Here is a 25071-nt window from a genome sequence, read left to right on the forward strand (position 1 = left end):
CTGGAGGTACGGGCGGGGAGGGTCGCGGTCACGGGGTGGCCTCCAGTGCGGGCCGGCGGGGGTCGAACAGGGAGATCGGGTGCGTCGTCGAACCCGTGGTGGCGAGGTCGGCGAGGATCTCGCCGACCACCGGCACGAACTTGAAGCCGTGCCCGGAGAAGCCGCAGGCCACGGTCACCTGCGGGTGCTCGGGATGCGGTGCGATGACGAAGTGCTCGTCGGGCGTCGTCGTGTACATGCAGGTCGCGGCCTTGAGGAGCGTCCCCGGCAGCGTCGGCAGGATCCCGGCCAGGCGCCCGGCCATGGTCACGGCTTCCTCGGGGTGCACCTCCCGGTCGATCGTCTCCGGGGTGCACGGGACGCCCCGCCGGAAGAAGGCGACTTTCGCCCCGCCGACCGGGCCGTCGATCGCCGGGAAGCCGTAGACCTGCGTGCCGTCGGCCGCCTCGTGGATGTAGATCGGGTGCCGGTCCGGCGTCCAGGCCTCCGTGCCGCCGGTCGGCTGGAACCAGTACATGACCTGCCGCTCCACGGTCAGCGGGATCCCCAGATCGGCGAGCACCTCCGGCGCCCACGACCCCGGGCTGACCACCAGCGCACCGGCCTCGTCCTCCCCGCGGCCGTGCGCACCCGCACCCCGCCGCCCGGGGTCGCCGACCACTGCAGCGCCGGCTCGTGGAACCGCAGCTCGGCGCCCCGCGAGAAGGCCAGGTCGAGGTGCGCGGCCACGGTCGCCTCCGGGCGGGCGAACCCGGCGGCGGCCTCCACCAGCCCCACCTCGTCGTCGGCCGGCGTCAGCGTCGGGAACCGCCGGCGGACCTCCGCCGCGTCGAGCAGCTCGTGGGCCAGCCCCCACTCCCGGGCGGCCCGCAGGCTGCCGGCGACGGTGCGGCTGTCGGGACGGCCGAGGAACACCCCGCCGGTGCGCACCAGCACGTCGGTGCCGGAGTCGGCGCACAGCTGGTCCCACAGCTCGTAGGCCCGCACCAGCAGCGGCACGTAGGCGGGGTCCTCGAAGTAGGCCTGCCGAACGATCCGCGAGCCGCCGTGGCTGGACCCCTGGTCGTGCGCCGGCCCGAACCGCTCCAGCCCGAGCACCCGCTGCCCGCGGGCGGCGAGATGCGCGGCGGCCGCGCTGCCCATGCCGCCCAGCCCCAGCACGATGACGTCCCAGCTCTTGCTCCGGCCCATGTCAGCACCGCATCCGGGCGCCGGAGGGGTCGACCAGCGGCTCGGCGGCGACGGTCGCCGCGAGCGGCTTCCCGAACCAGTCGACGGTCACCGCGGTGCCGGGGTCCCCCAGCGAGGCCGGCAGCCAGGCGTAGGCGACCGTCCGGCCGATCGTGGTGCCGAAGCCGGCGCTGGTGACGTGGCCGACCGGCCGCCCGTCGACCCGCACCGGCTCCCGGCCCAGCACCGTCGTCGCCGGGTCGTCGAGGACCAGGCAGGCCAGCCGCCGGTCGTGCGGACGGCGCTCCAGCGCCTCCTTGCCGACGAAGTCCTTGTCCTGACGGACGGCGAACGACAGCCCCGCCTCGACCGGGTCGTGCTCGGTCGACATGTCGATGCCCCAGGCGCGGTAGCCCTTCTCCAGCCGCAGGCTGTCGAAGGCCCGGCGCCCGGCCGCGACCAGCCCGTGCGGACGACCGGCCTTCCAGAGCACGTCCCACAGCCGCAGCCCGGTGGCCGCGTCGGTGTACAGCTCCCAGCCGAGCTCGCCGACGTAGGAGACCCGCAGCGCGGTCACCGGCACACCGCCGACAAACAGCTCCCGCGCCCGGAAGTAGCCGAACGCCGCGTGCGAGACGTCGGTGGGCGTCAGCGACTGGAGCACCTCGCGCGCCCGCGGCCCCCACAGCCCGATGCCACAGGTGCCCGCGGTGGTGTCGCGCAGCTGCACCGATCCGTCGTCCGGGGCGTGCTGCCGGAACCAGTCCAGATCGAGCGGGCCGTTGGCCCCGACCAGGAACCGCTGCTCCCCCAACCGGGACACGGTCAGGTCGCTGCGGACCCCGCCCGCGGCGTCCAGCAGCAGCGTGTACGTGACCCGGCCGACGGGCCTGGCGACGTCGTTGGTGGTGAGCAGCTGCAGGAAGTCCGGCGCTCCCGGACCGGTGACCTCGATGCGGGTCAGTGGGGTCAGGTCGTACAACGCTCCGTGCCTCCGGGTGGCCAGCGCCTCGGCCGCCACGGTCGGGGACCACCACCGCGAAGCCCACGGGTCCCGGTCCGGCAGGTCCAGGCCCTCGGCCAGCGGCGCGTTCGCCTCGAACCACAGCGGCCGCTCCCAGCCGCCGCTTTCGCCGAACACGGCACCGAGCTCCTGCTGCCGCGGGTAGAACGGGCTGGTGCGCAGCGGGCGCAGCACCGCGGGCGGCGCCAGCGGATGGACGACGTCGTAGACCTCGACGAACTGCTGCGCCCCGCGCCCGGCCACGTACTCCGGCGACAGCTGGACGTCGGTGAACCGGTGCAGGTCGCACTCGTGCACGTCGGTCCGCGGCTGCCCCTCGACCAGCCACTCCGCCAGCGCCTTGGCCACGCCGGCCGAGTGCGTCACCCACACCGCCTCGGCGACCCAGAAGCCGGGCAGGTCGCGGTGCTCGCCGAGCAGCGGCATGCCGTCGGGGGTGAAGGAGAAGACGCCGTTGATGCCGGCGGACACCTCCGTCTCGGCGAGCCCGGGCAGCAGGGCGAGGCTCTGCTTCCAGGCGTCGGCGAAGTCGTCCGGGGTGAACGGCAGGCAGCTGTTCTCGTGCGCCTCGGTCTCGGCTGCGGTCACCGGCATCGGCCGGTGGCCGTAGGAGCCGATGCCGATCCGGTCGCCGTGCTCGCGGTAGTACAGGTCGGCGTCCTGGTGCCGCAGGATCGGCGCGCTCGCCTCCTGGACTGCGCCGGCCAGGGCCGGCACCGGCGCGGTGGTGGCGTACTGGTGCGCCAGCGGCTGCAGCGGCACGGTCAGCCCGGCCAGCGCGCCGACGTCCGGCCCCCAAAAGCCCGCGGCACAGATGACGACATCGGCCGGCACGAAGCCCTGGTCGGTCTCCACGCCGCTGACCCGGCCGTGCGCTTGCGCGACGCCGGTGACCCGGTGCCGGGCGAGGAAGCGGGCGCCCCGCTCGATCGCCCGCCGCGCCTGCGCCTCCCCGGCCGGGACTGCGTGCGCGAGACCGTCGCTCGGGACGTGCAGCCCGCCCAGCACGGCACCCGGGTCGAGGAGTGGGTGCAGCCGGGCGCACTCGCCGGGGTCGACCAGCCGGGCCTCGATCCCCCAGGAGGTGGCCAGCCCGTGCCGGCGAGCCAGGTCGGCCCAGCGCTCGGGGGTCGTCGCCACCTCCAGGCCGCCGACGGGCCGGAAGACCGGGGCGCCGTCCAGCTCGAGGCCGCCCAGCTTGCCGACCGTGTAGCGCGCGAACTCGGTCAGCGTCCTCGACGGGTTGGTCTGGAAGACCAGGCCCGGGGCGTGCGAGCTCGATCCGCCGGCCGCGAACAGCGGGCCGCGGTCGAGCACCGTGACGTCCGTCCAGCCGCGAGCGGTCAGCTCGTCGGCCAGCGAGCAACCGACGATGCCGGCGCCGATGACGACGACACGGGGGCTGCGAGGAGCCATGACCCCGCCCTTCGGTTGTTGCGACTCCCGCAACGGCTCGCGGAATGCGCAACAGCCTGCGAAGGGTGCGCGGCTTCGTCAAGAGGCGACGGCGCGTCGCAGCAAGTCCTGACGCGGTGTTAACGATGCCGACACGGAACGCCGCCGACCGACGCTCAGCCGAGCTGCCGACCGGTCTCCGTGGCGACGGCGCAGAGCCGCTCGGCCACCGCGGCGAACCGCTCGGCAGGCAGCCGGTAGGAGGGGCGGAGACGCTGAGCGCGCCGACCAGGCCGCCGTCCGGCGCGCACACCGGCGCGGCCACCGCGTTGAGCCCCAGCTCGAGCTCGCCCTCGGTCGCCGCCCAGCCCTGCGTGCGGACCTCGGCGAGCACCCGGTCGAGCGCTGCGGCGTCGGTGATCGTCGCCGGCGTGTACCGCTCGAACGGGGCGGCAGGCAGGACCCGGCGGGCGGCAGCCGGCCCGAAGGCGAGCAGCACCTTGCCACTGGAGGTGGCGTGCAGCGGCGTGCGCCGGCCGACCCAGTTCAGCACGCCCACCGAGGCGCTCCCGTGCACCTGGCTGATGTTGACCGCACTGTCGCCGTCGAGGACCGCGAGGTTGACCGTCTCGTCGAGCTCCGCGGCCAGCCGCTCGCACGCCTCGCGGCCCAGCCGGGTCAGGTCCAGCTGCGCCGCGCTGGCCCCGGCCAGGCGCACCAGCCCGAACCCCAGCCGGTAGGTGCCCCGCTCCCCAGCTGCTCGACCAGGCCGTGGGCCTCCAGCGTGGCCAGCAGCCGGGACGCGGTGGACTTGTGCACGCCGAGTTCGGCGCCGAGGTCGGTGACGCCGGCGCTGCCGCGGTCGGCGAGCACGGACAGCATCGCCAGCGCCCTGTCGACGGACTGGACCAGCGGAGGATGCCCGTCGCCGTCCACCCCGTTGCGCATGATGCAACGCTAGCGGAAGACTGCCCCTGCGCGGGGCCCCGACCAGGGACTTTCGACATCGGAGATTCCCTCGGTCGAGCTGTCGAGCCCGCCGAGCTGCGCACCACCCCCGGGCCGTGATCGGACGACGCCTGGAACAAGCGCTCCAGCCGTCGGAGACGGAAGCTGACGGGCCCACGCCGGCCGGCCTGCGCACGGCAGAGACGGAGTGGAGACTTCGACCCGCGAGATGACGGCAGGTCATCACTTCGCCCCGGACGAACTGATCGGACTCGAGGTCGCCATTGACGCATCCCCGTGCCGCCAAAGCAGCCGCGGCTTCGTCGGTCGTCTTCGGCGCGATCATCAGCGCCCTCGTCAACGAGTTGCACCACGGCTGGCCCTGGATCGTCGCGTCGTGTGCAGCCGTCGTGGTCGCCTCAGTCGTCGCCTTCATGACGACTGCATCTCATGGAGATCCAGAAAAGGACTCATCATCCAGCCGCGCCCGAATACTGCACATGCTGCGCGACGAGATGGTCGGACAGCAGTCGGAAACCACTGGCGGAGCCGTTCGCACCTACTTCGCTGTCAACCGATCCCTCCGCATCGAGTGGGCACTGTCCGAGTTGGACATCCAGTCGACGAACCTTCCCCGTGCACCCCTGGAATTCGATGTGGTCGAGCTGTTCGGTGCCACACGAGGGAAAATGGTGTTGGTGGGCGACAGTGGCATCGGGAAGTCGAGTCAGCTCCACGAGATTGCGACGCGGCTCATCGACGCGGGGTGGGCTGACGCGGCGGTACCCGTACCACTTCTTGCAGACGCCGCCTCCTACGACGGCTCCGACTCCCTGCTGACGTGGCTCGTCGATCACGCATCCAAGCGGTTCCATACGGACCCCGCGGCCATCCGGTCCTGGCTCGAGCGAGATCAGGCTGTCGTGCTCCTCGACGGACTGGACAATCTCGACGAACGTGCCGTCCAGCGCCTCATCACGGCCGTCAACGGCTTCACGTCCACCCGCCTCGAGTGCACGATCGCCGTGGCAGCGCAGAGACAGACGTTGGAGTCGTGCAAGGTCAAGTTCCAGGCGCTCCGGCACATCGACCTCCTGCCTGCGTCGAAGGCCGACGTGGTACATCATCTCGCCTCGACCGGCCGGCACCTGAAACTGACGGAACTGGTACAGGCCGACGGCCACATCGCACGAATTCTGGGCAGGCCGATCTTCTGCAACGCGGCGATGCTCGCGTACTACGACGGGTCGCCCATCGCGCCTGCCGGCGACCACATAACCGCGACCGTGATCATGGAGCGCTACCTGGCAGACTCTCTGGACCGTGTCACCGGGGACAGCCGAGGGGCCCTGGCACTCCACAGGTACCTGGTGTGGCTGACCCACGTTCTCGACCGACGAGAACACGAGTACTTCTTCATCGGCGCCTATGACTTCGGCATGGTCGATCCGACCTGGGGGCGACGTCTCCTCCTGACGATGTGCTCGGTCGTCACGGGTATCGGCTTCCTGTTGTCCTTGTCGGCCCTCTGGCCGTTCATCGGCGGCACAGGCGCGGCGATGGCGCCTGCGGTCGTCATCGCAACCGTTCTCGGCTTCGCGCTCTACACCGCCAGGTGGCTACAGGTCACCGGCGACGTCGCGGAATACGAGTACCCGAAGAGATTCGTCATGGGAAAGCCGAGCTGGGAAAGACTCACCCCTGGACTCGAGTCGTCACCGTCGTGGCCGCAGCGGGCATCGTCGTCTTCCTCGTCCGCGTCGCCCCTGGCTTCTTCAACCCCAGGGGCATCCGACCGTCAATCTCATCTTGGGCTGCTTCGGCATCCTCTTCGTCTCTGTCCTGTTGCTGGCCCTGTTCGTTCGACGGGAGCCGGTCATCGGCGACAAGGGGCGGCGCACCCTCGTGGCGACGAAGATCTGGCACCTCCTCGCTGTCGTCGTCGGCATCGGTTTCGTCGCGGGCGCGGTGATCGCCGTGCTGGTCCGGGTCTTCTTCGTGGACATCGCCGCGACCGTCGATCTGGGCACGGGCCTGCGCTCGACCGTTGTTGCGGCCATCCAGGACCGCCTCGGGTCGGCACCACTCGGACACCTCTTCATCGAACGGCCCGTCGCGTGGTGCGTCCTGGCAGGCCTTGTTGCCGGACTCTTCGCCCTTGGTGCGACGTACCTCTTGTACCGAGCGTGGGCTGTCGCCAGCAAGCGGTGTGAGCGACACGTACTCGAGTCGCTGCGCATCGACAGCGGAACGATCGCAATGGACGACGTGCTCGTCGAGGGGCTTCGTCGCGCGTCGATCATCCAGATGGCGTGGGAGTCATTCAGGTTCTCGCACGACGCCATACGGCAGACCCTGGCCGGTGAACTCTGAGGACGTGAGACACGGCGATCACCGTCGGGACCGTCGGTGCCACCCAGCCTCGAGTGTCCTCGCCGTCACGCCTGCGTGCGCCGGGCGCGATCAGACGCCCAGGTGCGCCAGCGCCTGCAGCAGCAGGGTGGCCTGACCGTTCATCAGCTCGGCCAGGACGGCCGGGTCGCGGGCCTCGAGCGGCGAGAACCAGGTCAGCTCCAGCGCGTCCTGCTGCGGCGCGCAGTCGCCCTCGACCGGCACCACGTAGGCCAGCGATACCGCGTGCTGCCGCGGGTCGTGGAACGGCGTCACCCCCGGCGTCGGGAAGTACTCGGCGACGGTGAACGGCTGCGGCGCGGGCGGCACCCGCGGCAGAGCCAGGGGCCGAGGTCCTTCTCCATGTGCCGGAGCAGCGCCGCCCGGATCCGCTCGTGGTACAGCACCCGGCCGGAGACCAGCGCCCACTTGATCTGCCCGTCCTCACCGGCACGGAGCAGCAGCCCGACGGCGATCACGGTGCCGTGGTCGTCCACCCGCACCGGCACCACGTCGACGTACACGATGGGCAGTCGCTCGCGCGCGGCGTCCATCTCCTCGCGGGAGAGCATGCCGCCACCGGTCTGCGTCGTCAGCTCGGTCATGTGCACTGTCTAACCGATGCGACCACCCCGGCGCTCGATCGGTCTGCGGGCGAGTCCCCTCCAGGACCTGCCCACAGCGCCCCAGGGGTCGACGTCCGGGATTTCGGCTTGATGGACAGTGTCGCTGTGACGACGCTGTCCGTATGGCTCTCCTGACGACACGGCAGGCTGCCGACCGGATCGGTGTCTCGGTCCGGCACGTGCAGCGGCTGGTAGCGGGTGGCGGCCTGGTCGCCATCGGCCCGGACCGGATCGACGCCGACTCCGTCGCCCAGTGGATGACCCAGCGGCACGGCAGCCGCCCCCGCGCATGGGAGGAACCGACGGCGTGGGCTGCAGTCGCACTGCTGGAGGGCCTGCCGAGCCCATGGCTGGGGCAGTCGCAACGTTCCCGGCTGCGGTCGGCTCTCGCCGATGCCACCGCCGTCGAGCTCACCGCGCGCACCCGAAACCGGGCCGAGGTCCACCGCCTCCACGCGCACCCGAGGGGCTCGGACACCTTGCCCGCGACGTCGTCGAGTCCGGTGCCACCCATGGCGTCGGCGAACTGACCGCGGCGACGGACCGGCTCGACGGATACGTCGCCCTCTCCGCGCTGCGCCGCGTGACGCAGCGTTACCGTCTGACCCCGACCCGTCGGGCAACGTCACCCTGCGGACGACCGAGATGCCATCGGAGGTGGTCACCGAGCTCGCGGGCGGACGTCGTCACGCGCTCGCCGGACTCGACCTGGCCGGCTCGACCGACGCCCGGGAGCGTTCCACGGGCCATCGGATCCTCGAGCGGGCGATCGGCGCACTGCGTGGCTGAGGTTCTCCGGCCACCGACACCAGCCGGCGGCTGGGGTCGCCCGTGGCCCGACGTCGCGGAGCTCGCTGCGGCGGTACCGCTGTCCGCGACCGACACCTCACCGATGCCGCCGTCCTGCTGGCCTGCGTCGACCCGTTCGAGGAGCGAGCCCCGTCCGGCAGCGACCGGTCGCGGCTGCTGCATCTCCGCGAGCACCTCTCGGATCCCACCGCGCCGACGTGGCTGCAGCTCCCCGGGGACGCCCGCCGGAACGGTCAGGCGGCTCTCGATCTCCTGTGCGGTTGACCCCGTAGGCCGGTCGTGACCCTCCACCGCTCGCCCGGTGGCCGTGCCGCGCGTCTCACCGGAGGACGGTCGCGTAGGCCAGGTCCCGCGGAGCCACCAGCTCGGTGGCCGGGATGGGGCGCCCGTACAGCCAGCCCTGCGCGTACGTGCAGCCGACGCGCTTCAGCACCGCGTCCTGGGCATCGGTCTCCACGCCCTCCGCGACGACGGAGAGGCCGAGGGCACCGGCCATGCCGACCATGCTCTCCAGCATCTGGGCCCGCCGTGGCGATGTCGCGATCGTCGCGATGAACGAGCTGTCGAACTTGAGGATGTCGACCGGGAGGGTGTCCAGCCGGCTGAGCGAGGAGTAGCCGGTGCCGAAGTCGTCGATGGCGATCCGCAGGCCGCCGGCGCGCAGCACGTGGAGGGCGGCGACGGCAGCCGACGATTGCCCCTCGAGGAGGCTCTCGGTCACCTCGAGGACGACGTCGCTCGCCGGCCATCCGCTCTCCTCCAGGACGGCCCGCACCCGCGTCGGGTAGCCGGGGTCGCACAGCTCGCGGCCGGAGACGTTGATTCCCAGCCCCAACGATCCCCCGGCGGCCAGGCGCAGCGGGGTCAGCTGGGTCACGGCGGTGCGCAGCACCTGCTCGCCGAGCGCGGCGATGAGGCCGTTCTCCTCCGCGACGGCGACGAACCGCTCCGGCGACACCGGGCCGAGCCGCGGGTGCGTCCAGCGCACCAACGCCTCCACACCCGTCATCCGGCCCGACGGCAGGTCGACGACCGGCTGGAAGTGCACGTGCACGTCACCCGCGGCCAGCGCGGCGGCGAGGTCGCGCGAGAGCTCGGACGAACCGCCGCCGTCGAGCTCGGCGCGGCCCCGGCCGGCGGCCTTGGCCATGTAGAGCGCGTGGTCGGCGCGGCGCATCAGCTGGGCCGCGGAGTCGCCGGGCTGGTGCTCGGCCACGCCGCAGGACATGCCGATGTCGGCGTGCTCGGGGTCACCCGGCGCACCAGCGCGAGGGCCTCCTCCCCGTCGTCCCGGGCAGCAGCAGCGCGAACTCGTCGCCGCCGTGTCGGGCGAACACGGCGGTCGACGGGAGCGCAGGCCGCCAGATGTCCGCCACCCGGCACAGCACCCGGTCCCCGGCCTGGTGCCCGCCCGAGTCGTTGATCTGCTTGAAGTGATCGAGGTCGAGCAGCACCGCGGACAGCGGCTGCGCCGTCCGGGCCGCCGCGGCCATCAGCTCCTCCAGCGCCGCGTCGAAGCCGCGCCGATTGGTCAGCCCGGTCAGCGGGTCACGGGTGGCCCGGGAGGCGAGCAGCACCAGGCCCCGCGTCGCGACGCCCAGGGCGACGATGACGGCGTCGACGGCCAGGGCGGTGAACAGGGGACGTCGCCGCGCACCTGCAGCGCAGTCGTGATGGCGACCACCGCCGCGACCATGTGCAGGACGGCGGCCCGCCGGCGGAAGAAGAAGAACGCGTCGACGGCGATGAACGACATCAGCGCGCCGCACACCATCGCCGTCGCGGTGTCAGGGCTGAGCATCGCCGCGGTGGAGATGAGCGCGGTCCCGGCCGCGACGAGGCCGTGGAACACCGCGCGGGGCCAGCGGGCGCCCCACCGGGCGACGACGGCCCCGACCGCGAAGGCCGTCACCATCAGGCCGGCCAGCGCCTCGCGGCCGTACCCGGCCGGATCGGCGCCGAGGACGACGAGCAGCCCGGTGGCCCCGCCGAAGGCGTAGAAGATCGCCAGGCTCGCCGCCATCGTGCGCGGCGTCGCCACGTCCGACGTCCCCGACCCGCTCACCAGAACGACATCGGCCCGGAACGGTCCGGGCTTGAGGACCGGCCCCGTCGTTCACCCGCCCAGGTGACGTCAGACCGACGTGGGCACCCGGTCCTCGGGACGACGGCGGACGCTGCGCACCGTCCGGATCGCGGCGTTGCGGGCCAGCTCGCGGATCGGGCCGGTGTCCCACATCTGCCGCGCCGCCTCCGACGGGGCCTCGGCCGCGACCGGCGCCTGGACGCCGGCCTGGGTGCGTGCCGCCACCTCCGCCAGGGCAGCCTTCCGCCGCGCCAGGATCGCCTCCTTCTGCCGGTCGACCCGCTCCTTCTCGGCCATCACCAGCAGCTCTTCCTTCGCGATCGCCACGGTCCTGCGCGACTCCTGCGCCAGCTCCTCGATGTCGACGTCCCCGCGGTCGCGCATCGCGGCCAGCTTGTCGTAGGCGGTCGGCGGGCTGAAGTTCAGCAGCAGCTTCATGAGCACCGGCAGGACCTCCACGCTCATGAACAGCAACGAGAGCATGAACTGCGCGGCGGCCAGCGTTCCGTTGCGGTCGCCCAGCCGGTCCAGCGCCTCCAGCCGCATCAGGAGCCCGCCGGCGCCGGTGTTGGTGGCGTCGAACGCGGCCTGCAGGCGGTCCTGCTCCTCGTCCAGCCGGGTCAGCTCGGCGCGGTCGGTCTCCAGCGACGACGCCGCCAGCCCCGCGCTGCGCCCTCGGCCGCCGACGCCGCGGCCACGGCGTCGTCCAGGGCCGAGCGCGCCGACACCACGACCGCCGCCTGCGCGTCGGCCGCCGCCCGCGCCTCCAGGTACGCCTGGCCCGTCCCGGCGTCACCGGTGCCGCACGATCCGTCCAGCTCGCACTGCGCCTTGGCGTCCAGCTCCCGCGCCAGCGCCAGCTCCGCGTCCAGCGCCGCCTGCTTGGCCAGCACGTCGGCCCGCACCACGGCGAGCCCGTCGTCCGCCCGCCCGCCGCTGGCCACCACGGCCTCCGCGGTCGCGATGCGGGCCTCCAGCTCCGGCAGGTGCGCGAACCGGGCGTCGTCGGCCAGGGAGGCCCGGTACGCGTCGCCCTGCTCGGCCTGCATCGTCACGATCTCGGTGTCGATCTCCTTGGCGAACACCTGCATGGTCAACGGCGTCGCGATGACGACGCCGAGGATCAGCGCCAGCCCCACCCGGGGGACGGCGAGGACGAGGTTCCGCTTCAGCGAGGCGTCGTGCGCCATGCCGACCAGCAGCATCCGGTCCAGGTTGACGACGACGAGGCCCCAGCCCAGCCCGATGAGCAGCGCGAACGGCCACCACACGCCCAGCGCCATCTGCACCGCGAAGGCCATCGACACCAGCGCCAGCCCGCCCGTGCTCAGCAGCACGCCGCCCAGCGCCACGAACTTGGCGCGGGCCCCGGGCGCGGCGGCCAGCACGTCCGGACGCGCGCCGGCCAGCACGGCCAGGCCGTTGCCGATCCGCCCTCGTCGGAACTTCACGTCACTCCACCCCCGAGGCGCCGGGGTAGCGGGGATCCGTCGCCTCACCAGGTCTTATCGGCAGGCCGGTCGCGCCCGCGAACGTGACGGACCTCGCGGTCGAACCGTCCCTCGCGCCCGGCATGGGAAGCTCTAGCCATCTGACCGACGGCGACGCGCCCCAGCGAGGGCTCGCCGTTCTCCCGATGGCCTCGACGACACCGAGGCGCGGCTGGGCCGGCCGGTGCTCGTGCACGGACCAACCGAACGAACGGGACCCACATGCCTCTGATCGCCTGTCCGAAGTGCAACTCCGAGGACATCAACGGCACGCCGCAGGCCGACAGCCGCCTGCTCATCCACTGCGAGGACTGCGGCCACGAGTGGCTGCGCGGTGAGGCGCGGCGCGACCCGAGCCGTCCCGCCGTCCAGACCATCGACTCCCTGCACGCCGGCTTCCCGACGACGCTGGACGTGCGCCTCGACGTCCGCGAGCGGGTCGCGATGCTGGTGTCGGAGTTCCAGACGACCCAGCACGGCCCCGTCCCCGAGGTCGAGGACTACCGCGCCAAGTACCAGGAGCTGTTCAGCCGCGAGGGCTGCCGAACGCGAACCCCGACGACCTGCTCGAGTTCGCCCTGACCGACACGATCGCCGGCGCCGGCAACATGTCCGGCCTCAACCGCGCGTGGAAGACCCAGGGCGCGGACACGGCCGCGCAGAAGGTCCGCGAGTCGATCGAGTTCCTGCTGTACGGCCCCGAGAGCCTGCGCCTGGAGGACCGGCTCACCCAGCTGATCGACGGCAAGAAGGTGGGCTTCCCTCGTTCAACAAGGAGCCGTTGCTCACCAAGGTGCTCTGCGTCGTCGAGCCCGGGCGCTTCCTGCCGATCCTCAAGTACTCCGCCCCCACCGACGGCAAGAAGGAGATCGTCAAGCTGGTCTTCGAGCTCGACCTGCCGCCGGCGGAGAAGGTCGCCTGGACGATCGGGCGGCTGGCCGTGTGGAGCAACGACCTGCTGCGCTCGCTGATCGGCAACGACATCGCCGACCTCCAGCAGGCGACGCGGTTCCTCACCTGGGCCAAGACCCGGCCGGTGCTCTCCCGCGCCTGACGGACGCCGCGCCCGCCTCACCCGAGGCCGGCGCCGGCGCCGGCAGGTCAGCCGTCGGTGCCGGTCTCGTCGTCGATGTCGGCGTCGTCGTCGGCGGGTGTGTCCTCCTCCCCGCCGGTGTTGTCGTCGTCGTCGATGCCGCCGGTTCCCTTGTCGACGGAGTCCGCGTCCTCCTCGCCGCCGTCGACCTCGCCCGACTCGAACTCCTCCTCGGTGACCCCCGCGTCGTCGTCGGTGATCTGCTCGGTGTCGCCGCAGCCGGTCAGGCCCAGCCCGATGGCCAGGGCGGCCCCGGCGACCATCCGTCGTGTCCTGTTCATGGCTCCTCCTCGGGCATCGTGTCCTGCTCCTGCCTGCCCCGGAGCCTCATCGGGATGCGGAACGGCGACGAATGACACCGCATCGACATCTGGGCCGGAGCGAGGGCGACCGGCACGCGAGCCCCGCCTCCTGACCCGTTCTCCCCGATCGGCTGCCACGATGGAGGTCGTCGAGGAGGGGCAGCGGTGGACGACGGCGAGCTCGTCCTGCCCAGCGCCGGTCCCGACCCGCTGCCCGTCGGCGTGGCCTTGGCTGCCGTCCTGGGCTACGCCCGGGGACGGCGGCCCTTCCACTACCGCGCACCCAACGCCCGCACCGGCCGGTGGGTGGACATCCCCGCCTTCGCCTACGACCGGTTCGACCGGCGGATGGGCTCGGCCGAGCCACTCGGCGAGCCCGACATCCTCACCGCCGAGGGGCTGCACGGCCGGCTGGACCCCGAGTCCTGGGCGGCGATGAAGGCGGTGCTGGACGACGTCGCGCCGCTGGCGGACGCCACCGCCGACCGGGCCGCCGGCCGGCCGTTCGTCGAGCTCCCGGACGACGAGTTCTCCGTCCTCGCCGAGCCCGGGACCGTGGGCGCGGGGCTGCGCCGGATCTGGCAGCACTGTTCCGACGTCCCGGGGGTCTCGGCGCAGCACGTCACCGCAGCACTGCACCACCGTCGTCCGTCGCTGTTCCCGCTGCTGAGCCGCACCACCCGCTGGCAGCTGTTCCCGCACGTGCGCGAGGGAGACAGCGGCGTCGAGGCGGTGATCCACCGGGAACTGCGGGCCAACCGGGCCGCCTTCGCCGTGCTGGCCGAGGCGGCCGCCGGGCTGCTGGACGGCGATACGCCGCTGACCCTCCTCCGGCTGCACGACGTCCTTCTGTGGCTCAGCGGCAGCCTGCGGCTGACCCACGCGGTGGCGCTCGGCCAGGCCCTCCAGGCGGGGTCGCGGCCGGTCTGACCGCGCAGCACATCGTTGCCCTTCCGGCGGCACGGCGGGCACAGTGCTCCTCGGTGACGCAGCAGCGCCGTCACCGCCGGCTCCGCAGAGGAGTGGTGGCATGTACGCCCGATCGACCACGGTGCCCGGACGGCCGACGTCCGTCGAGGATGCGGTGGCCTACCTCCGCGACAAGGTGATGCCGGCGCTGTACGGACTGGACGGCTTCGTCGGCCTGTCCTTGCTGAGCGACCGCGCCGGCGGCCGGTGCATCGCCACGACCTCCTGGGCGACCGAGGAGGCCATGCACGACAGCGAGTCGCCGTTGCACGCGCTGCGGCTGCGGTACGCGGACATCCTCGGCGGCCGCGCGGAGGTGCAGGAGTGGGAGATCGCGGTGCTGCACCGGCTGCACTACGCGCCCGACGGCGCCTGTGCGAGGTCACCTGGCTCCAGGGCGAACCGGCCGACGTCGAGCGCATCGCGGACGTCGTCCGGACGACCGTGCTGCTGCAGATCGAGGACCTGCCCGGCTTCTGCAGCCTCAGCGTCCTGACCGATGGCGAGACCGGGCGGACCGCGGCGGCGGTGGTGCACGAGAGCCGTGCCGCCATGCACGCCGCGACCGGCATGGCTCAGTCGCTGCGCGAAGACTTCGCACGGCAGCTGGGCGGCTCGATCACCGATGTGGCCGAGTTCGGCCTCGCGCTCGCCCACCTGCGGGTACCCGAGACGGTCTGATCAGGCCGACCAGCCGGGATCGCGGCCGGTCTGGCCGAGCAGCCGGTCGAGGTCAGGGGCGTCCGCGGGCACCGGGAAAACGGGTCCGAACAGGCCGTCCGGCTCGTCGGTGGCATCGGTGCGGTCACCGATCATCTCCCGGCAGGCCTGCACGGCGACGGGGTCGGGCCGGTAGGGCTGCCCGGTGGCGACGGCGAGGTCCCAGCCGTGCACCAGCACTTCGTCCAGGGCGACCGCGGCCATCGCGGTCGCCGGCATCCGCACCCCGGCGACCTCGGCCTCGCCCTCCCACGCGCTGGGCTCGCGCCAGGCGGCGGCCAGGGCCGCGAGCTGCTCGGGCAGCCGGGTACGCCAGTCGGGCGCGAGATGCTCCGCGTCCGCCGACGGTCCGCCGTCGAACGCCGTCTTCTCCGCGGCCAGCCGGAAGGCGACCGTCAGCCCGACCAGGTGGTCGAGCAACGCGGCCACGTTCATGTCGGGGCACGGGGTCGGATGGCACAGCTGGTCGTCCCGGACCCCGGCCACGATGCGGGACGTCTCGGCGGCCTGGGGTCCGAGGTCGAGCGTCGTCGTCTGCATGCAGGTCAGACGGTCCCGCCGTCCCGAAGTCATCGCGGGTGCGAGGCTCGTCCGCGTGACCTTCGACCTCCAGCGGTTCCTCGACGCCCAGGCGCACACCTACGACCAGGCGCTGGCCGAGCTGCGTGCCGGCGAGAAGCGCACGCACTGGATGTGGTTCGTGTTCCCGCAGGTCGCCGGGCTCGGCCGCAGCGGGATGGCGCAGCGGTTCGCCGTCTCCGGGCTCGACGAGGCCCGCGCCTACCTGGCCCACCCCACGCTGGGCCGCCGGCTGGTCGAGTGCGCACGGGCGCTCACCGCCCTCGACACCACCGATCCGGAGCGCGTCTTCGGGCCGGTCGACGCGATGAAGCTGCGCTCGTCGATGACGCTGTTCGCGCACGCCGACCCGGCCCAGCCGGTGTTCCGCGAGGTGCTCGACCACTGGTTCGGCGGCATCGAGGACGACGCGACGGTCGGCCGGCTCTAGTCCAGCCTCGTCGGAACGCGAGTCGCCGCTGTGGCCGGGCACGGCGGCCTGCTCGACACCTCGGGGTACGCGGAAGGGCTCGCCGGCGCGATCGCCATGGCCCGGCTCGGGCTGCGCGGGCCCCGGCCGTAGACGGACGACGCCGTCAGCACCACCCGGCTGACGTGCCCGGCACCCGAGTTGTACGGGCTGCGTGCGGGAAGAGTCCCAGGAAGTGCGGGACAGCTGTACCTGTCGGCCGGGACACGTCTCTTCCTAACGTGAACGCGTCCGAACCAGCCGAAGTCCGAGGTGCCCCGATGACCGCCGTCCTCACCCGCCCGCTCATCCCGTCACCCCGGACGTCCGCCGAGAACACCCCGCGCCGCTCCCCGCCATCGCCTACCAGCGGGTGCTGCACCAGGCGGTGCGCCGCGAGTTCCGGATGCTGGCCGAGCTCGCGAGCTGGGCGCCGGCCGACGACGCCGGCCGGGCCGCCGACCTCACCGGGCACGCCGCCCTGCTCGCCCGGGTCCTGCTCCAGCACCACACCACCGAGCGCGAGCTGCTCTGGCCGGCGCTCTTCCGCGGGCTCCCGGCGCGCGAGGAGAACGCGGCCCGTGACGCCGTCGCGTACTGGACCAGCCGGGCCGCCCTCCTCGACCACATGCTGCGCGACCTCTCCACCGTGGCCCGCCAGTGGGCGGTCGCCGCGACGCCGCCCTCGCGCAACGCCTTCGCCCGCGCGTGCGCCCGGGTGGCCGACAACGTGGACGCGCACCTCACCGCCGAGGAGCGCGACCTGCTGCCGCTCGTCGGGCAGTACCTCACCGACGCCGAGTGGACGACGGTCAGCCGGGTGGCGACGACGACCCTGTCCGGCCGCGAGCAGCTGCTCTTCCTGGGCCTCGCGCTCGAGGACGCGTGCGCCATCGACCGGGCCCGCCTGCTCGCCGGGCTCGCCCCGGCCACCCGCACCGCGTGGCGGGTCGTCGGCCGCCGCAACTACCGCGCCGCCGTCGTCCGGCTGCGCGGCGCCCCGCCGGCGGCCTGAGCCAACCGTTGGATTCGGTATCCCGTCGACCCAGACCGGCCTCACCCAACCCATGAACCCCTCCGGACGGAGGAGTCACGCCGCAAGTGGGTACCTCCCAAAACCCTTCGACACGCCGACCTACCATCCGCGGCGAACGTCGGAGTCCAGGGAGATTCAGTGCCGCTACCACCAGAGGTCCACATCAAGACCTGGCAGCAGGCCGAAGAGAACGCGGCCGCCTGGATGCGCTGGTGGGGCTTTGCCGACGCCAGAGTCACCCCTACGGGGGCCGACGGCGGCATCGACGTGCTCGCGACCACGGCCATCGCCCAGGTGAAGTTCAAGGCGGCACAGGTCGGGCGCCCGGACGTGCAGCGGCTCGCCGGCGCACGGGGCTCCGCGAACAACCGAGCCATCCTATTTTTCACCGGAATCGGATTCACCAAGCCCGCGGTCGAGTACGCGGACAGGGAGCGGATCGCCCTCTTCGAGTACGCGATGAGCGGCGAGATGACGCCGGTGAGCAGCGCAGCGCGGATCCTTCTCCGGAACGTGGAGGAACGCGAAGCCGCCGTGGTGCGGGCGCGCGAGGAGGCTGCCGCTGCGGAGACCCGGGCCGCCGAGGAACAACGCGCAACGGCACAAAGGGCCGCGGAGCGCCGTGCCGCCGTGGAGCGAGAAGCCGTCGCCCGTCGTGCCGGGGTAGCCGATGCCGCCCGGACCCGACAGGCGTCAGAACCGGAGCCACCCACCGAAAGGGTCGCCGCTACCGGTCGCGACTCAGCGGGGCGGCGCCGCCCCGAGGAAGGCGCCCAAAGGTCGTGGGAGTCCGATTGACGACGGACGCCCGACCCGTGGAGGAGAGCCGCGCCGCCGATGCTCGCGCCTTCGCCGAAGCGCGCCGCGCTGCTGACGAGCGCGCCGAGGCAGCGCGGCGTCGCACCGCACGGGTCGTCACGGAGTCCCAACGCGTGCCGGCCCCGCAGTCCGGCGGCGCATGGACCTGCAAGGCTTCGACCGCCCAACGCACCAGGGTCGCCCACGCGGATCTGCCAAAGCGACGTTTCGCCGCGCTGCGGCTCGTGGCAGCGCTCCTCTGTCTCGGGGTAGTAGCGATCAACGTTCACGAGGCTGCGACCGACACCCCCGAGGGGTCCATCGCGGCCGCCGCTCTCTGGTCGGTGTTCGCGCTCTTCTTCAGCTGGCGATACCTCACCGCCACCAGCCACAACCGACTCCTCGAGCTCGTCGCTCACGTCAGACAGTGAGCACGACCTTGCCCTTGGCCTTGCCGTCGCGCATGTACCGGATCGCGGCGCCGGCGTCGGCCAGGGGAAGGTGCGGTCGACCGGCGGGCGCACCGTCCCGTCGGCGAGGTGGTCCGCCAGCGTGTGCAGGTCCGCGGGGTTCGACGTGGACGTGAAGACGCGCAGCTTCTGCGTGATGAACGCGTTGAGCAGGAGTGCCCTGGGCAACCGGCCGAGACCTGCCATGAAGCCGCCGACCTCGGCCCCGACGATCACCAGCGTGCCGCGGGGAGTGAGGGCACGGCGGAGCTCGCGGAGGGTGCGGTTGCCGCCGGTGTCCAGGATGAGGTCGTAGCGCCGTCCGCCGTCGGTGATCTGCTCGCGGGTGTAGTCGAGGACGTCGTCGGCGCCGAGCGACCGGACGAAGTCCATCTTCTCCGTGCGGCAGATCCCGGTGACGTCTGCGCCGGCCGCCACGGCCAACTGCACGGCGTAGGACCCGACTCCCCACCGGCACCGATGACCAGCACGCGCTGCCCGGCAGCCACCGTGCCCTTCCGGAGCCCCTGCAGGGCGGTGAGCGCGGAGATCGGGACGGCCGCGGCCTCGACGAAGGACACGTTCGCCGGCTTGGGCATCAGGTTCTTCTCCGGGACCTTCGCGTACTCGGCGTAGGTGCCCGTCCCGCTGCCGAACACCTCGTCCCCGGGCCGGAAGCGGGTCGCGCCGGCTCCGACCGCCGTCACCACACCGGCGACGTCCATGCCCGGCACCGGGTTCCGCGGCTTCCGGACGCCGGTGACGAGCCGGACCATCCGCGGATGACCCGCGACCAGGTGCCAGACGCCCTGGTCGACCCCGGCCGCGGCCACCTGCACCAGCACGTCGCCGTCGCCGATGGCCGGTTCGTCGGCGGTGCCCAGCCGCAGGACCTCCGGCGGCCCGTACGTCTCCTGCACGATGGCCTTCATCAGTCGACCGTACGCAGGATCTGCTCGATGGACGCCGTGCGCGAGCGCAGTTCGGAGACGTCGGCGGCGGTGCGCTGCTGGGCGTCGAGGGTCTTCTCGGCCAGCTGCTCGTAGCGGCCGACGAGCTGGCGCAGGTCGGCGTCCTGCTGCGCGGCGACCTTCGCCTTGCGGGACTCCAGGACGGTGGCTGCTGCGCCACCGATCAGGAGCAGGACCGCGAAGACGATCCCGAGGATCAGGACCGCCTCCGGCCAGGTGGTGCCGCTGTCGACGGCGTTCATCGGCGCTTCTCCTTGTCTGCCGGCCCCGTGGAGGGGTCCGGACGGGTGAGGTCGCGGCCGCGGCGGCCAGCGACTCCGCGGTGAGGTGCAGGTCGATGTCGGCGACCTCGAAGTACTTCATGGCCTTGCCGTCGTCGGAGAGCTCGAGCGTTCCGACGACGAGACCGGCGGCCTCGAGCCGCTGCAGGTGCATGTGCAGCAGCGGCCGGCTGATGCCGATCTCGCGCGCCAGGTGGCTCACGTAGTCGCGGCCGCCGGTGAGGGTGGCGAGGATGCGCAGCCGGATGGGGTTGGCCAGGGCCGCCAGCATCTCGACCAGGTGGTCGCCGCTCGGCCGGTCCAGTGTCATGCCGCTCCATCACGTGTAAGGAGTCTCTGACACGCGAAAGATAGACCTGCGTGTTACCCGAACGCAATGGCTCCCGTGGTGTGAGTCCGACCGGCATCGGGAACGGTGGAGCAGTGAGTGAAGACAACAGCGGTTCCGGCTACGTCGAGTCCGAGTACCAGCGTGACTCCCAGTACCTCTCCGACCGGATCACCGCCGACGCGTCGAGCCGATGGCCCGTCGAGCCGGGGCGCTACCGCCTCGTCGCAGCTCGGGCCTGCCCGTGGGCCAACCGCACGATCATCGTGCGGCGCCTGCTGGGCCTGGAATCGGCGATCTCGCTGGGCCTGTGCGGGCCAACCCACGACGAGCGCAGTTGGACGTTCGACCTCGATCCCGGCGGCCGCGACCCGGTGCTCGGCTACGAGCGGCTGCAGGAGGCCTTCCTCGCCCGCGACCCCGACTACTCCCGCGGCGTCACCGTGCCGGCCGTCGTCGACGTCCCGAGCGGCGGCGTCGTCACCAACGACTTCCCGCAGATCACCCTCGACTTCTCCACCCAGTGGACCGCCCACCACCGCGACGGCGCGCCCGATCTCTACCCCGAGCAACTGCGGGACGAGATGGACGAGGTGATGCAGCGGGTCTACACCGAGGTCAACAACGGCGTGTACCGGTGCGGGTTCTCCGGCTCGCAGCGGGCGTACGACAAGGCCTTCCAGCGGCTGTTCACCGCACTGGAGTGGCTGGAGGAACGCCTGGAGCACCAGCGCTTCCTCATGGGTGGGCAGATCACCGAGGCCGACGTCCGCCTGTTCACGACGCTGGCGCGGTTCGACCCCGTCTACCACGGCCACTTCAAGTGCAATCTGCACAAGCTGTCGGAGATGCCGGTGCTGTGGGCCTATGCGCGCGACCTGTTCCAGACCCCGGGATTCGGCGACACGATCGACTTCCCGCAGATCAAGGAGCACTACTACGTCGTCCACGCCGACATCAATCCGACGCAGATCATCCCGTCGGGGCCGGACACCTCCGGCTGGCTGATGGCGCACGGCCGCGACCAGCTCGGCGACCAGCCGTTCGGCGACGGCACTCCCCGGGCCCCGTGGCCGCGGGCGAGGAGGTCCCGGACGACCACGGTTCCGGAGGCATCCCGCACCGCTGACCGCCTGTGGACAACCGCTGAGCCGTCCCGTGACGGCTGCCACGGTGCTCGGCATGACGACGACACCCCCGCTCGCCGATGTCTCAATCCGCTCCGCCGACGAGCTGACCCGCCGCTGGACCATGCTGCTCGACCCGCCGGTGTTCGGCGCTCGCAGCCTGTGGCTGTCCTGGTTCGGCACCGACGGCCGCATGCTGCCGGTCGTCGTGCCGGTGGACGACATCCCACTCGTGCCCGAGCCCGCGATGATCATGGGCCTGCGCCAGGTGCACGACTCGATCGTCGAGGAGCATCTGGGCGGCGACGGACATCTCGCCATGGCGCTCTGCCGGCCCGGTGATCCCCGGATCACCGAGGACGACGACGAGTGGGCCGAGGGCCTGCGGTCGGCGCTGGACGACGGCCAGATCGAGGGTTCGTGGAGCCTGTACCTGGCTGCCGGTGGGAGCGTCGTGCCGCTCGTCGAGGCGCCGTCGTGGGTGTGGTCGCGGTAGGTCGCGCTCGTGGCAGTGGCCGTTCACCCGATCCGGCGGTGGGCGGCCCACTGTCCACAGCGAGCGAGGAGATGCGGTCTCGGACTGGCTACTCTCCCGCTGTGCGTGATCTTCGGGGGCTGCGTCGCGCGGTGGCCGGCGTCCTGGTCGGGACGGCGCTGCTGACCGGTTGTTCGGAGAAGCAGGAAGCGAACGACACCCTGCCCTCGTCGAGCGCCGCCGAGACGAGCGAGGCACTGCCGCAGCTCGGCCCCGCTGACTTCCCGGTCCCGGACGAGGCCCGGACCAAGGACGCCGCAGGTGCCGAGGCGTTCCTTCGCTACTGGATCGAGCTCATCGATCATCAGCGCGCCATCCCAGCGGGTCAGCCGCTGCGTGATCTCGGCCTCGAATGCGACGAGTGCCTGCGAATCGCCAAGGTCTACGACGATGCTGCTGCAGAAGGCCAGCGCTTCGAGGGCGGAGAGCTGACCCTGAATGATGTCCCGAGCCCGGTCCTGAATGGCGACGTGGCGACGATCAACTTCGGGGCTGCCCAATCGGCGCTAGCCCTCGTGGACCGGAACGGCGTTGTACTCGAAGGATTGTCGGCGGAAGCGAATCTTCCCTCCGGCATTACGCTGTCGTGGAGCCCCGACGACAAGGTATGGCGCGCGACGGGCTTCAACATCGGATGAAACGCGCCGCGATCCGATCACTGCTGGTCTGCATGGGCGCCGGAGCGCTGGCCCTTGGGGACTCCGCTACCGCCGCTGCGGCATGCAACTTGGAACGGTGCCCTACTCCTGGACTCGGAGGCGGGGATGCCACCGTCGAGTTCTCAGGGGCAGGGGTCGGTACGATCGTCGCCGGAAGTCCCGAAGAGGCAGCGGACTACATCTGGCGCCTTCGAGATCTATGCGCAATCGCGGATGAAACCGAGGGCACCTGCTCTCCCTTTGATTTTCAGGCTTGCCCACAAGAACCAGGACGGGTCGTCCGATACCTCGTTGTACAACGCCGTGCCGTAGTTCGTCCTGACCTCACCTCCGTCGACGGCCCGGTCCCAATTGGCTTCCAACCTGGCGATCCGGTGGGCAACTGGACGTCCGTGCGTCAAGGGTGCATTGACATCACCCCGCTGAATCCGCCGCCGTCGGGTGCGGAGGTGTTCAGCTACTTCGAGCGGTTGCCGCTGCCGACCTTGACCACCCAGCACCAACCCCCGGTGACGGCCTCACCGGGCTGCCGGTCATCTTCTACACGGACTCCCCACGACGCAGACCTTCACGGTCGACATCCGCGGCTTCAGCGTCGTCATCGAGGCCACCGCCGAGAGCTTCACCTGGCACACCGGCGACGCGACCGGTCAGATCGTCACCACCGACCCTGGCCGGCCCTACCCGGACCAGACGATCGAGCACTCCTACCGGTCCGGCACCTACACCGCCTACCTGACCGTCACCTGGGGCGCGACGTTCACCGTCGACGGCAGCGCCGAAGCCGACGTCCCCGGAACCACCACCACCGACGGCCCACCGGTCACCTTCGACATCCTCCAGGCCCGGCCCGTCCTCACCAACCCGTACAACTAACGCAAGCGGTCAGGACGCCTCGTAGACCTCGATCTCGGCCGCTCCGGTATTGCCCCCGCTGGTCCGTTCGGCGTCGAACTGCAGCACCTGGCCGGTGAACTCGACCTCGTTCAGCACGATCGCGGTGCCGGCGTCGAACGGCCCGTAGGTCTCGCCGCCGTCGACGGTCACGGTGAAGGTCTCGACGACGGACGAGCCGTCACTCATCGACCGGCTGCGCAGCGTCCGCCGACCACATCGGCTCGACGCCCCAGGTCGACCGTGATCGAGGCGTCGTCGCCGTCCCCGTCACTCGACCACTCCGTGGTGAGGTCGCCGTCGACGGCATTGCCCGCAGCGAACGCATCGGAGAACTCGGAGCTGACGTCCGCGACGTCCGCGCCGCTGGCGACGTTCTCGCCAGGGGCACCGCCATCGGCCGCCGGCGTCCGGAAGGTCATCAGCTCGCTGCGGTACAGGTTGCCGTCGGCCCCAGACCCCTGGACCCGGTAGAAGTACTCGGTGTCGGGCTGCAGCCCGCCCATGACCGCCTGATGGTCGGTGTGCGCCCCACCGCCCATGTCCGCGTCGGTCGCGATGCCGTCACCGAGCGACTCGTCCCGTCCGAAGACGACGGCGCAAGCCATGTCCAACTCGGTCGAGACGCGCAACGTGGCGGACGTCCCCGACGCGTCGGGCACCACGACCGGCTCGTCGACGAACACCTGCTCGGCGGCGAGAACCTCCGAGGCGCCGGCCGCGGGATCCGCCGAACCGCCGCAGCCTGACAGCAGCAGGACGACCCCGGCCGCGGGCGTCACGAACGATCTGACCACTCGCGACCTCATGCACCGGCCAACGGCGACCGGCGTGGCACCGTTCCCCCGGCCGACGGCTGCACCGGTGGTCGTCAACCGACGACGGCGAGGACGGCGTCGGCCAGCAGTCGCTGCCCTTCCTCGGTCGGGTGCACGTCGTTCGGCAGTACCAGCCCGGCCGCGGTCGAGTCGCCGCCGGCCTCGCTCGCCCGCTCGCGGTACGCCTCGAAGCCGTCCGCCACGTCCGCCCCGGCCGCCGCGGCCACCTGCGCGATCCCGCCACCGAGAACCTGCGTCGCCGCGCCGAACGCATCCGCATAGTTCAGGGCGTAGTACGTGACCACGACGATCTGGCCGTCGTATCCGGCCTCGGTGCGGAGCGCGGACAGGATCGTGCCGAGGTTGGTCTGCACTGTCTGGGCCAGGGTGTGCAGGTCGGCGGGGTCCGAGCACCGGCTCGGCGTCGACTGCTGGCAGACGAAGGCGTCGTTGGCGCCGATCTGCAGCGTCACCAGCTCGATGTCGTCGTTCTCCTCGAGCGTGCTCACCGCGTAGTCGAGCTGCGACTGGTCGACGGAGTCGTAGAGCACGTGCAGCGGATACGCCGTCCGGTACCCGAAGCCGGAGGTCAGTGTGTTGTCGCAGCCGTTGCTCTGCGCGGCGCTGTCGAGGAAGCTCGCCGTCGTCTCGCCCGGGCAGGCCGCGTTGAGCACCTCCAGGCCGAGCTCCTCGGCGACCAGCTCCGGGTAGCCGACGAAGTTGCCCGCGTCGGAGAACTCCGCGGTCGCGCCACCCCGAAAGCCGAACGGCACCGAGTCACCGAGCGCCAGGTACGCGCCCGCGTCCGCTGCCGCACCGGTCGGGGCCGCCGAACTGCTCGAAGCCGACGACTCCGACGACGCGTCGTCCGACGAGCACGACGTCGTGAGCACCGCGGCCGCCCCGAGCGCGACCGCTATCCGACCCAGCCGGCCACCCATGCACGTGCCTCCTGTCGCCCGCGGACGACCCCGGCGGTCGGTGCGGCGGCCGCAACAGTAGGTGCACCGGCGGCGCCCCACGGCAAGGAACCGGGTCCGCATCGGACGACAACAGTCCGGTTCCGGCGGACGTCCCGGCCCACGCAAAAGTTGTGTCACAATCTGCATGTGACCCAGAGCACC

32 protein-coding genes and 5 pseudogenes are annotated in these 25071 nt (G+C 71.9%); 16 read left to right on the plus strand and 21 right to left on the minus strand.

What is annotated here, in order from left to right; all coding sequences use genetic code 11:
- Positions 1-28: 28 nt before the first annotated feature.
- From U6N30_RS19655 to U6N30_RS19680, 6 genes and pseudogenes are all read right to left on the minus strand, one after another.
- Positions 29-562, minus strand: coding sequence for an FAD-dependent oxidoreductase (locus tag U6N30_RS19655; protein ID WP_422677958.1), 534 nt, complete (start codon positions 560-562; stop codon positions 29-31).
- The gene (locus tag U6N30_RS19660) at positions 535-1191 is read right to left on the minus strand and encodes an FAD-dependent oxidoreductase (protein ID WP_422677959.1); all 657 of its coding nucleotides are present in this window, start codon (positions 1189-1191) and stop codon (positions 535-537) included. Before U6N30_RS19660 ends, U6N30_RS19655 begins: the two co-directional genes overlap by 28 nt.
- 1 nt (position 1192) lies before the next feature.
- Positions 1193-3610 carry a GcvT family protein gene (locus U6N30_RS19665; RefSeq protein ID WP_324273599.1) on the minus strand — a complete coding sequence of 806 codons (2418 nt, stop codon included), beginning with the start codon at positions 3608-3610 and terminating at the stop codon, positions 1193-1195.
- 298 nt (positions 3611-3908) lie between these two features.
- A pseudogene (locus U6N30_RS19670) lies at positions 3909-4307 on the minus strand (IclR family transcriptional regulator); the annotation flags it as partial.
- The gene (locus tag U6N30_RS19675; RefSeq protein ID WP_324273600.1) at positions 4268-4537 is read right to left on the minus strand and encodes a helix-turn-helix domain-containing protein; all 270 of its coding nucleotides are present in this window, start codon (positions 4535-4537) and stop codon (positions 4268-4270) included. The pseudogene U6N30_RS19670 and the gene U6N30_RS19675, both read right to left, overlap by 40 nt.
- Positions 4538-5010: 473 nt before the next feature.
- Positions 5011-5721 carry a hypothetical protein gene (locus tag U6N30_RS19680; RefSeq protein WP_324273601.1) on the minus strand — a complete coding sequence of 237 codons (711 nt, stop codon included), beginning with the start codon at positions 5719-5721 and terminating at the stop codon, positions 5011-5013.
- Positions 5722-6382: 661 nt separating this feature from the next.
- Here U6N30_RS19680 and U6N30_RS19685 point away from each other — a divergent pair.
- Positions 6383-6910, plus strand: coding sequence for a hypothetical protein (locus U6N30_RS19685; protein WP_324273602.1), 528 nt, complete (start codon positions 6383-6385; stop codon positions 6908-6910).
- 90 nt (positions 6911-7000) lie between these two features.
- On the opposite strand, the pseudogene U6N30_RS34240 reads toward U6N30_RS19685, so the two are convergent.
- A pseudogene (locus tag U6N30_RS34240) lies at positions 7001-7533 on the minus strand (DUF4916 domain-containing protein).
- A 143-nt stretch (positions 7534-7676) separates the two neighbouring features.
- Here U6N30_RS34240 and U6N30_RS19700 point away from each other — a divergent pair.
- The 3 genes from U6N30_RS19700 to U6N30_RS19710 all read left to right on the plus strand — a co-directional run bounded on the left by U6N30_RS19700 (position 7677) and on the right by U6N30_RS19710 (position 8628).
- Positions 7677-8084 (plus strand): helix-turn-helix domain-containing protein, encoded by a 408-nt coding sequence (locus tag U6N30_RS19700; protein WP_324273605.1) that lies wholly within the window; start codon positions 7677-7679, stop codon positions 8082-8084.
- A 127-nt stretch (positions 8085-8211) separates the two neighbouring features.
- Positions 8212-8343 (plus strand): hypothetical protein, encoded by a 132-nt coding sequence (locus U6N30_RS19705; protein WP_324273606.1) that lies wholly within the window; start codon positions 8212-8214, stop codon positions 8341-8343.
- Between the two features lie 42 nt (positions 8344-8385).
- Positions 8386-8628: a hypothetical protein gene (locus tag U6N30_RS19710; protein WP_324273607.1), complete on the plus strand. Its 243-nt coding sequence runs from the start codon at positions 8386-8388 to the stop codon at positions 8626-8628.
- Positions 8629-8683: 55 nt separating this feature from the next.
- On the opposite strand, the gene U6N30_RS19715 is transcribed toward U6N30_RS19710, so the two are convergent.
- From U6N30_RS19715 to U6N30_RS19735, 5 genes are all read right to left on the minus strand, one after another.
- Positions 8684-9592 carry a putative bifunctional diguanylate cyclase/phosphodiesterase gene (locus U6N30_RS19715; RefSeq protein ID WP_324273608.1) on the minus strand — a complete coding sequence of 303 codons (909 nt, stop codon included), beginning with the start codon at positions 9590-9592 and terminating at the stop codon, positions 8684-8686.
- A 22-nt stretch (positions 9593-9614) separates the two neighbouring features.
- Entirely contained in the window at positions 9615-9941 is a 327-nt protein-coding gene (locus tag U6N30_RS19720; RefSeq protein WP_324273609.1) for a GGDEF domain-containing protein, read from the minus strand.
- A complete protein-coding gene (locus tag U6N30_RS19725; RefSeq protein ID WP_324273610.1) occupies positions 9905-10429 on the minus strand; it encodes a hypothetical protein in 525 nt (174 codons plus the stop codon). Before U6N30_RS19725 ends, U6N30_RS19720 begins: the two co-directional genes overlap by 37 nt.
- Positions 10430-10498: 69 nt before the next feature.
- Positions 10499-11110 (minus strand): DUF4407 domain-containing protein, encoded by a 612-nt coding sequence (locus tag U6N30_RS19730; RefSeq protein ID WP_324278389.1) that lies wholly within the window; start codon positions 11108-11110, stop codon positions 10499-10501.
- Entirely contained in the window at positions 11071-11901 is an 831-nt protein-coding gene (locus U6N30_RS19735; RefSeq protein WP_324273611.1) for a DUF4407 domain-containing protein, read from the minus strand. Before U6N30_RS19735 ends, U6N30_RS19730 begins: the two co-directional genes overlap by 40 nt.
- A gap of 261 nt (positions 11902-12162) precedes the next feature.
- On the opposite strand from U6N30_RS19735, the gene U6N30_RS19740 reads away from it, so the two are divergent.
- Together U6N30_RS19740 and U6N30_RS19745 are read left to right on the plus strand one after the other, a co-directional pair.
- Positions 12163-12522: a hypothetical protein gene (locus tag U6N30_RS19740; protein WP_324273612.1), complete on the plus strand. Its 360-nt coding sequence runs from the start codon at positions 12163-12165 to the stop codon at positions 12520-12522.
- Between the two features lie 199 nt (positions 12523-12721).
- Positions 12722-12994 (plus strand): hypothetical protein, encoded by a 273-nt coding sequence (locus U6N30_RS19745; RefSeq protein ID WP_324273613.1) that lies wholly within the window; start codon positions 12722-12724, stop codon positions 12992-12994.
- A 47-nt stretch (positions 12995-13041) separates the two neighbouring features.
- Here the strand turns inward: U6N30_RS19745 and U6N30_RS19750 are convergent, their stop codons facing one another.
- The gene (locus U6N30_RS19750; RefSeq protein WP_324273614.1) at positions 13042-13314 is read right to left on the minus strand and encodes a hypothetical protein; all 273 of its coding nucleotides are present in this window, start codon (positions 13312-13314) and stop codon (positions 13042-13044) included.
- Positions 13315-13500: 186 nt separating this feature from the next.
- Here U6N30_RS19750 and U6N30_RS19755 point away from each other — a divergent pair, with 186 nt between their 5' ends.
- The 3 genes from U6N30_RS19755 to U6N30_RS19765 all read left to right on the plus strand — a co-directional run bounded on the left by U6N30_RS19755 (position 13501) and on the right by U6N30_RS19765 (position 14985).
- Complete coding sequence (locus tag U6N30_RS19755) at positions 13501-14265, plus strand: DUF6308 family protein (protein WP_324273615.1); 765 nt, start codon at positions 13501-13503, stop codon at positions 14263-14265.
- Positions 14266-14365: 100 nt separating this feature from the next.
- Positions 14366-14800: a hypothetical protein gene (locus tag U6N30_RS19760; RefSeq protein ID WP_324273616.1), complete on the plus strand. Its 435-nt coding sequence runs from the start codon at positions 14366-14368 to the stop codon at positions 14798-14800.
- Complete coding sequence (locus U6N30_RS19765; RefSeq protein ID WP_324273617.1) at positions 14749-14985, plus strand: hypothetical protein; 237 nt, start codon at positions 14749-14751, stop codon at positions 14983-14985. The genes U6N30_RS19760 and U6N30_RS19765 overlap by 52 nt, the downstream gene beginning before the upstream one ends.
- Here U6N30_RS19765 and U6N30_RS19770 read toward each other — a convergent pair whose 3' ends face one another.
- On the minus strand, positions 14986-15564 hold the full coding sequence (locus U6N30_RS19770; protein WP_324273618.1) for a TIGR03086 family metal-binding protein: 579 nt from the start codon (positions 15562-15564) through the stop codon (positions 14986-14988).
- A 55-nt stretch (positions 15565-15619) separates the two neighbouring features.
- On the opposite strand from U6N30_RS19770, the gene U6N30_RS19775 reads away from it, so the two are divergent.
- From U6N30_RS19775 to U6N30_RS19790, 4 genes are all read left to right on the plus strand, one after another.
- Positions 15620-16033, plus strand: a complete 414-nt coding sequence (locus tag U6N30_RS19775; RefSeq protein ID WP_324273619.1) for a DUF1810 domain-containing protein — start codon at positions 15620-15622, stop codon at positions 16031-16033.
- A 391-nt stretch (positions 16034-16424) separates the two neighbouring features.
- Entirely contained in the window at positions 16425-17066 is a 642-nt protein-coding gene (locus U6N30_RS19780) for a hemerythrin domain-containing protein (RefSeq protein ID WP_324273620.1), read from the plus strand.
- 159 nt (positions 17067-17225) lie between these two features.
- A complete protein-coding gene (locus U6N30_RS19785) occupies positions 17226-17885 on the plus strand; it encodes a restriction endonuclease (RefSeq protein WP_324273621.1) in 660 nt (219 codons plus the stop codon).
- 17 nt (positions 17886-17902) lie between these two features.
- Positions 17903-18316: a hypothetical protein gene (locus tag U6N30_RS19790; protein ID WP_324273622.1), complete on the plus strand. Its 414-nt coding sequence runs from the start codon at positions 17903-17905 to the stop codon at positions 18314-18316.
- Positions 18317-18436: 120 nt separating this feature from the next.
- On the opposite strand, the pseudogene U6N30_RS19795 reads toward U6N30_RS19790, so the two are convergent.
- The 4 genes and pseudogenes from U6N30_RS19795 to U6N30_RS34250 form a co-directional block, all read right to left on the minus strand.
- Positions 18437-18784: pseudogene (locus U6N30_RS19795) on the minus strand (zinc-binding dehydrogenase); the annotation flags it as partial.
- A 197-nt stretch (positions 18785-18981) separates the two neighbouring features.
- Positions 18982-19266 (minus strand): annotated as a pseudogene (locus U6N30_RS34245) (alcohol dehydrogenase catalytic domain-containing protein); the annotation flags it as partial.
- A complete protein-coding gene (locus tag U6N30_RS19800; protein WP_324273623.1) occupies positions 19266-19547 on the minus strand; it encodes a hypothetical protein in 282 nt (93 codons plus the stop codon). The gene U6N30_RS19800 and the pseudogene U6N30_RS34245, both read right to left, overlap by 1 nt.
- 214 nt (positions 19548-19761) lie before the next feature.
- Positions 19762-19896: pseudogene (locus tag U6N30_RS34250) on the minus strand (hypothetical protein); the annotation flags it as partial.
- 113 nt (positions 19897-20009) lie between these two features.
- On the opposite strand from U6N30_RS34250, the gene U6N30_RS19810 reads away from it, so the two are divergent.
- From U6N30_RS19810 to U6N30_RS19820, 3 genes are all read left to right on the plus strand, one after another.
- Positions 20010-21383 carry a glutathione S-transferase family protein gene (locus tag U6N30_RS19810; RefSeq protein WP_324273625.1) on the plus strand — a complete coding sequence of 458 codons (1374 nt, stop codon included), beginning with the start codon at positions 20010-20012 and terminating at the stop codon, positions 21381-21383.
- Positions 21361-21537, plus strand: a complete 177-nt coding sequence (locus tag U6N30_RS19815; protein WP_324273626.1) for a hypothetical protein — start codon at positions 21361-21363, stop codon at positions 21535-21537. Before U6N30_RS19810 ends, U6N30_RS19815 begins: the two co-directional genes overlap by 23 nt.
- A 131-nt stretch (positions 21538-21668) precedes the next feature.
- Positions 21669-22214 (plus strand): hypothetical protein, encoded by a 546-nt coding sequence (locus U6N30_RS19820; protein WP_324273627.1) that lies wholly within the window; start codon positions 21669-21671, stop codon positions 22212-22214.
- Positions 22215-23120: 906 nt separating this feature from the next.
- Here U6N30_RS19820 and U6N30_RS19825 read toward each other — a convergent pair.
- The 3 genes from U6N30_RS19825 to U6N30_RS19835 form a co-directional block, all read right to left on the minus strand.
- Entirely contained in the window at positions 23121-23318 is a 198-nt protein-coding gene (locus U6N30_RS19825; protein ID WP_324273628.1) for a hypothetical protein, read from the minus strand.
- Entirely contained in the window at positions 23315-23926 is a 612-nt protein-coding gene (locus U6N30_RS19830; RefSeq protein ID WP_324273629.1) for a fibronectin type III domain-containing protein, read from the minus strand. Before U6N30_RS19830 ends, U6N30_RS19825 begins: the two co-directional genes overlap by 4 nt.
- Positions 23927-24000: 74 nt before the next feature.
- Positions 24001-24888: an SGNH/GDSL hydrolase family protein gene (locus tag U6N30_RS19835; RefSeq protein ID WP_324273630.1), complete on the minus strand. Its 888-nt coding sequence runs from the start codon at positions 24886-24888 to the stop codon at positions 24001-24003.
- Positions 24889-25071 lie beyond the last annotated feature (183 nt).

Source organism: Blastococcus brunescens (assembly GCF_035320885.1).
Lineage (GTDB): Bacteria > Actinomycetota > Actinomycetes > Mycobacteriales > Geodermatophilaceae > Blastococcus_B > Blastococcus_B brunescens.

Excerpts from the sequence above, each read along its gene's own strand:
- U6N30_RS19660 (WP_422677959.1), bottom strand. The coding sequence starts at position 1,191 with ATGGGCCGGAGCAAGAGCTGGGACGTCATCGTGCTGGGGCTGGGCGGC.
- U6N30_RS19665 (WP_324273599.1), bottom strand. The coding sequence starts at position 3,610 with ATGGCTCCTCGCAGCCCCCGTGTCGTCGTCATCGGCGCCGGCATCGTC.
- U6N30_RS19675 (WP_324273600.1), bottom strand. The coding sequence starts at position 4,537 with ATGCGCAACGGGGTGGACGGCGACGGGCATCCTCCGCTGGTCCAGTCC.
- U6N30_RS19700 (WP_324273605.1), top strand. The coding sequence starts at position 7,677 with ATGGCTCTCCTGACGACACGGCAGGCTGCCGACCGGATCGGTGTCTCG.
- U6N30_RS19715 (WP_324273608.1), bottom strand. The coding sequence starts at position 9,592 with ATGTCCTGCGGCGTGGCCGAGCACCAGCCCGGCGACTCCGCGGCCCAG.
- U6N30_RS19740 (WP_324273612.1), top strand. The coding sequence starts at position 12,163 with ATGCCTCTGATCGCCTGTCCGAAGTGCAACTCCGAGGACATCAACGGC.
- U6N30_RS19750 (WP_324273614.1), bottom strand. The coding sequence starts at position 13,314 with ATGAACAGGACACGACGGATGGTCGCCGGGGCCGCCCTGGCCATCGGG.
- U6N30_RS19760 (WP_324273616.1), top strand. The coding sequence starts at position 14,366 with ATGTACGCCCGATCGACCACGGTGCCCGGACGGCCGACGTCCGTCGAG.
- U6N30_RS19770 (WP_324273618.1), bottom strand. The coding sequence starts at position 15,564 with ATGCAGACGACGACGCTCGACCTCGGACCCCAGGCCGCCGAGACGTCC.
- U6N30_RS19800 (WP_324273623.1), bottom strand. The coding sequence starts at position 19,547 with ATGAACGCCGTCGACAGCGGCACCACCTGGCCGGAGGCGGTCCTGATC.
- U6N30_RS19815 (WP_324273626.1), top strand. The coding sequence starts at position 21,361 with ATGGCGCTCTGCCGGCCCGGTGATCCCCGGATCACCGAGGACGACGAC.
- U6N30_RS19825 (WP_324273628.1), bottom strand. The coding sequence starts at position 23,318 with ATGAGTGACGGCTCGTCCGTCGTCGAGACCTTCACCGTGACCGTCGAC.
- U6N30_RS19835 (WP_324273630.1), bottom strand. The coding sequence starts at position 24,888 with ATGGGTGGCCGGCTGGGTCGGATAGCGGTCGCGCTCGGGGCGGCCGCG.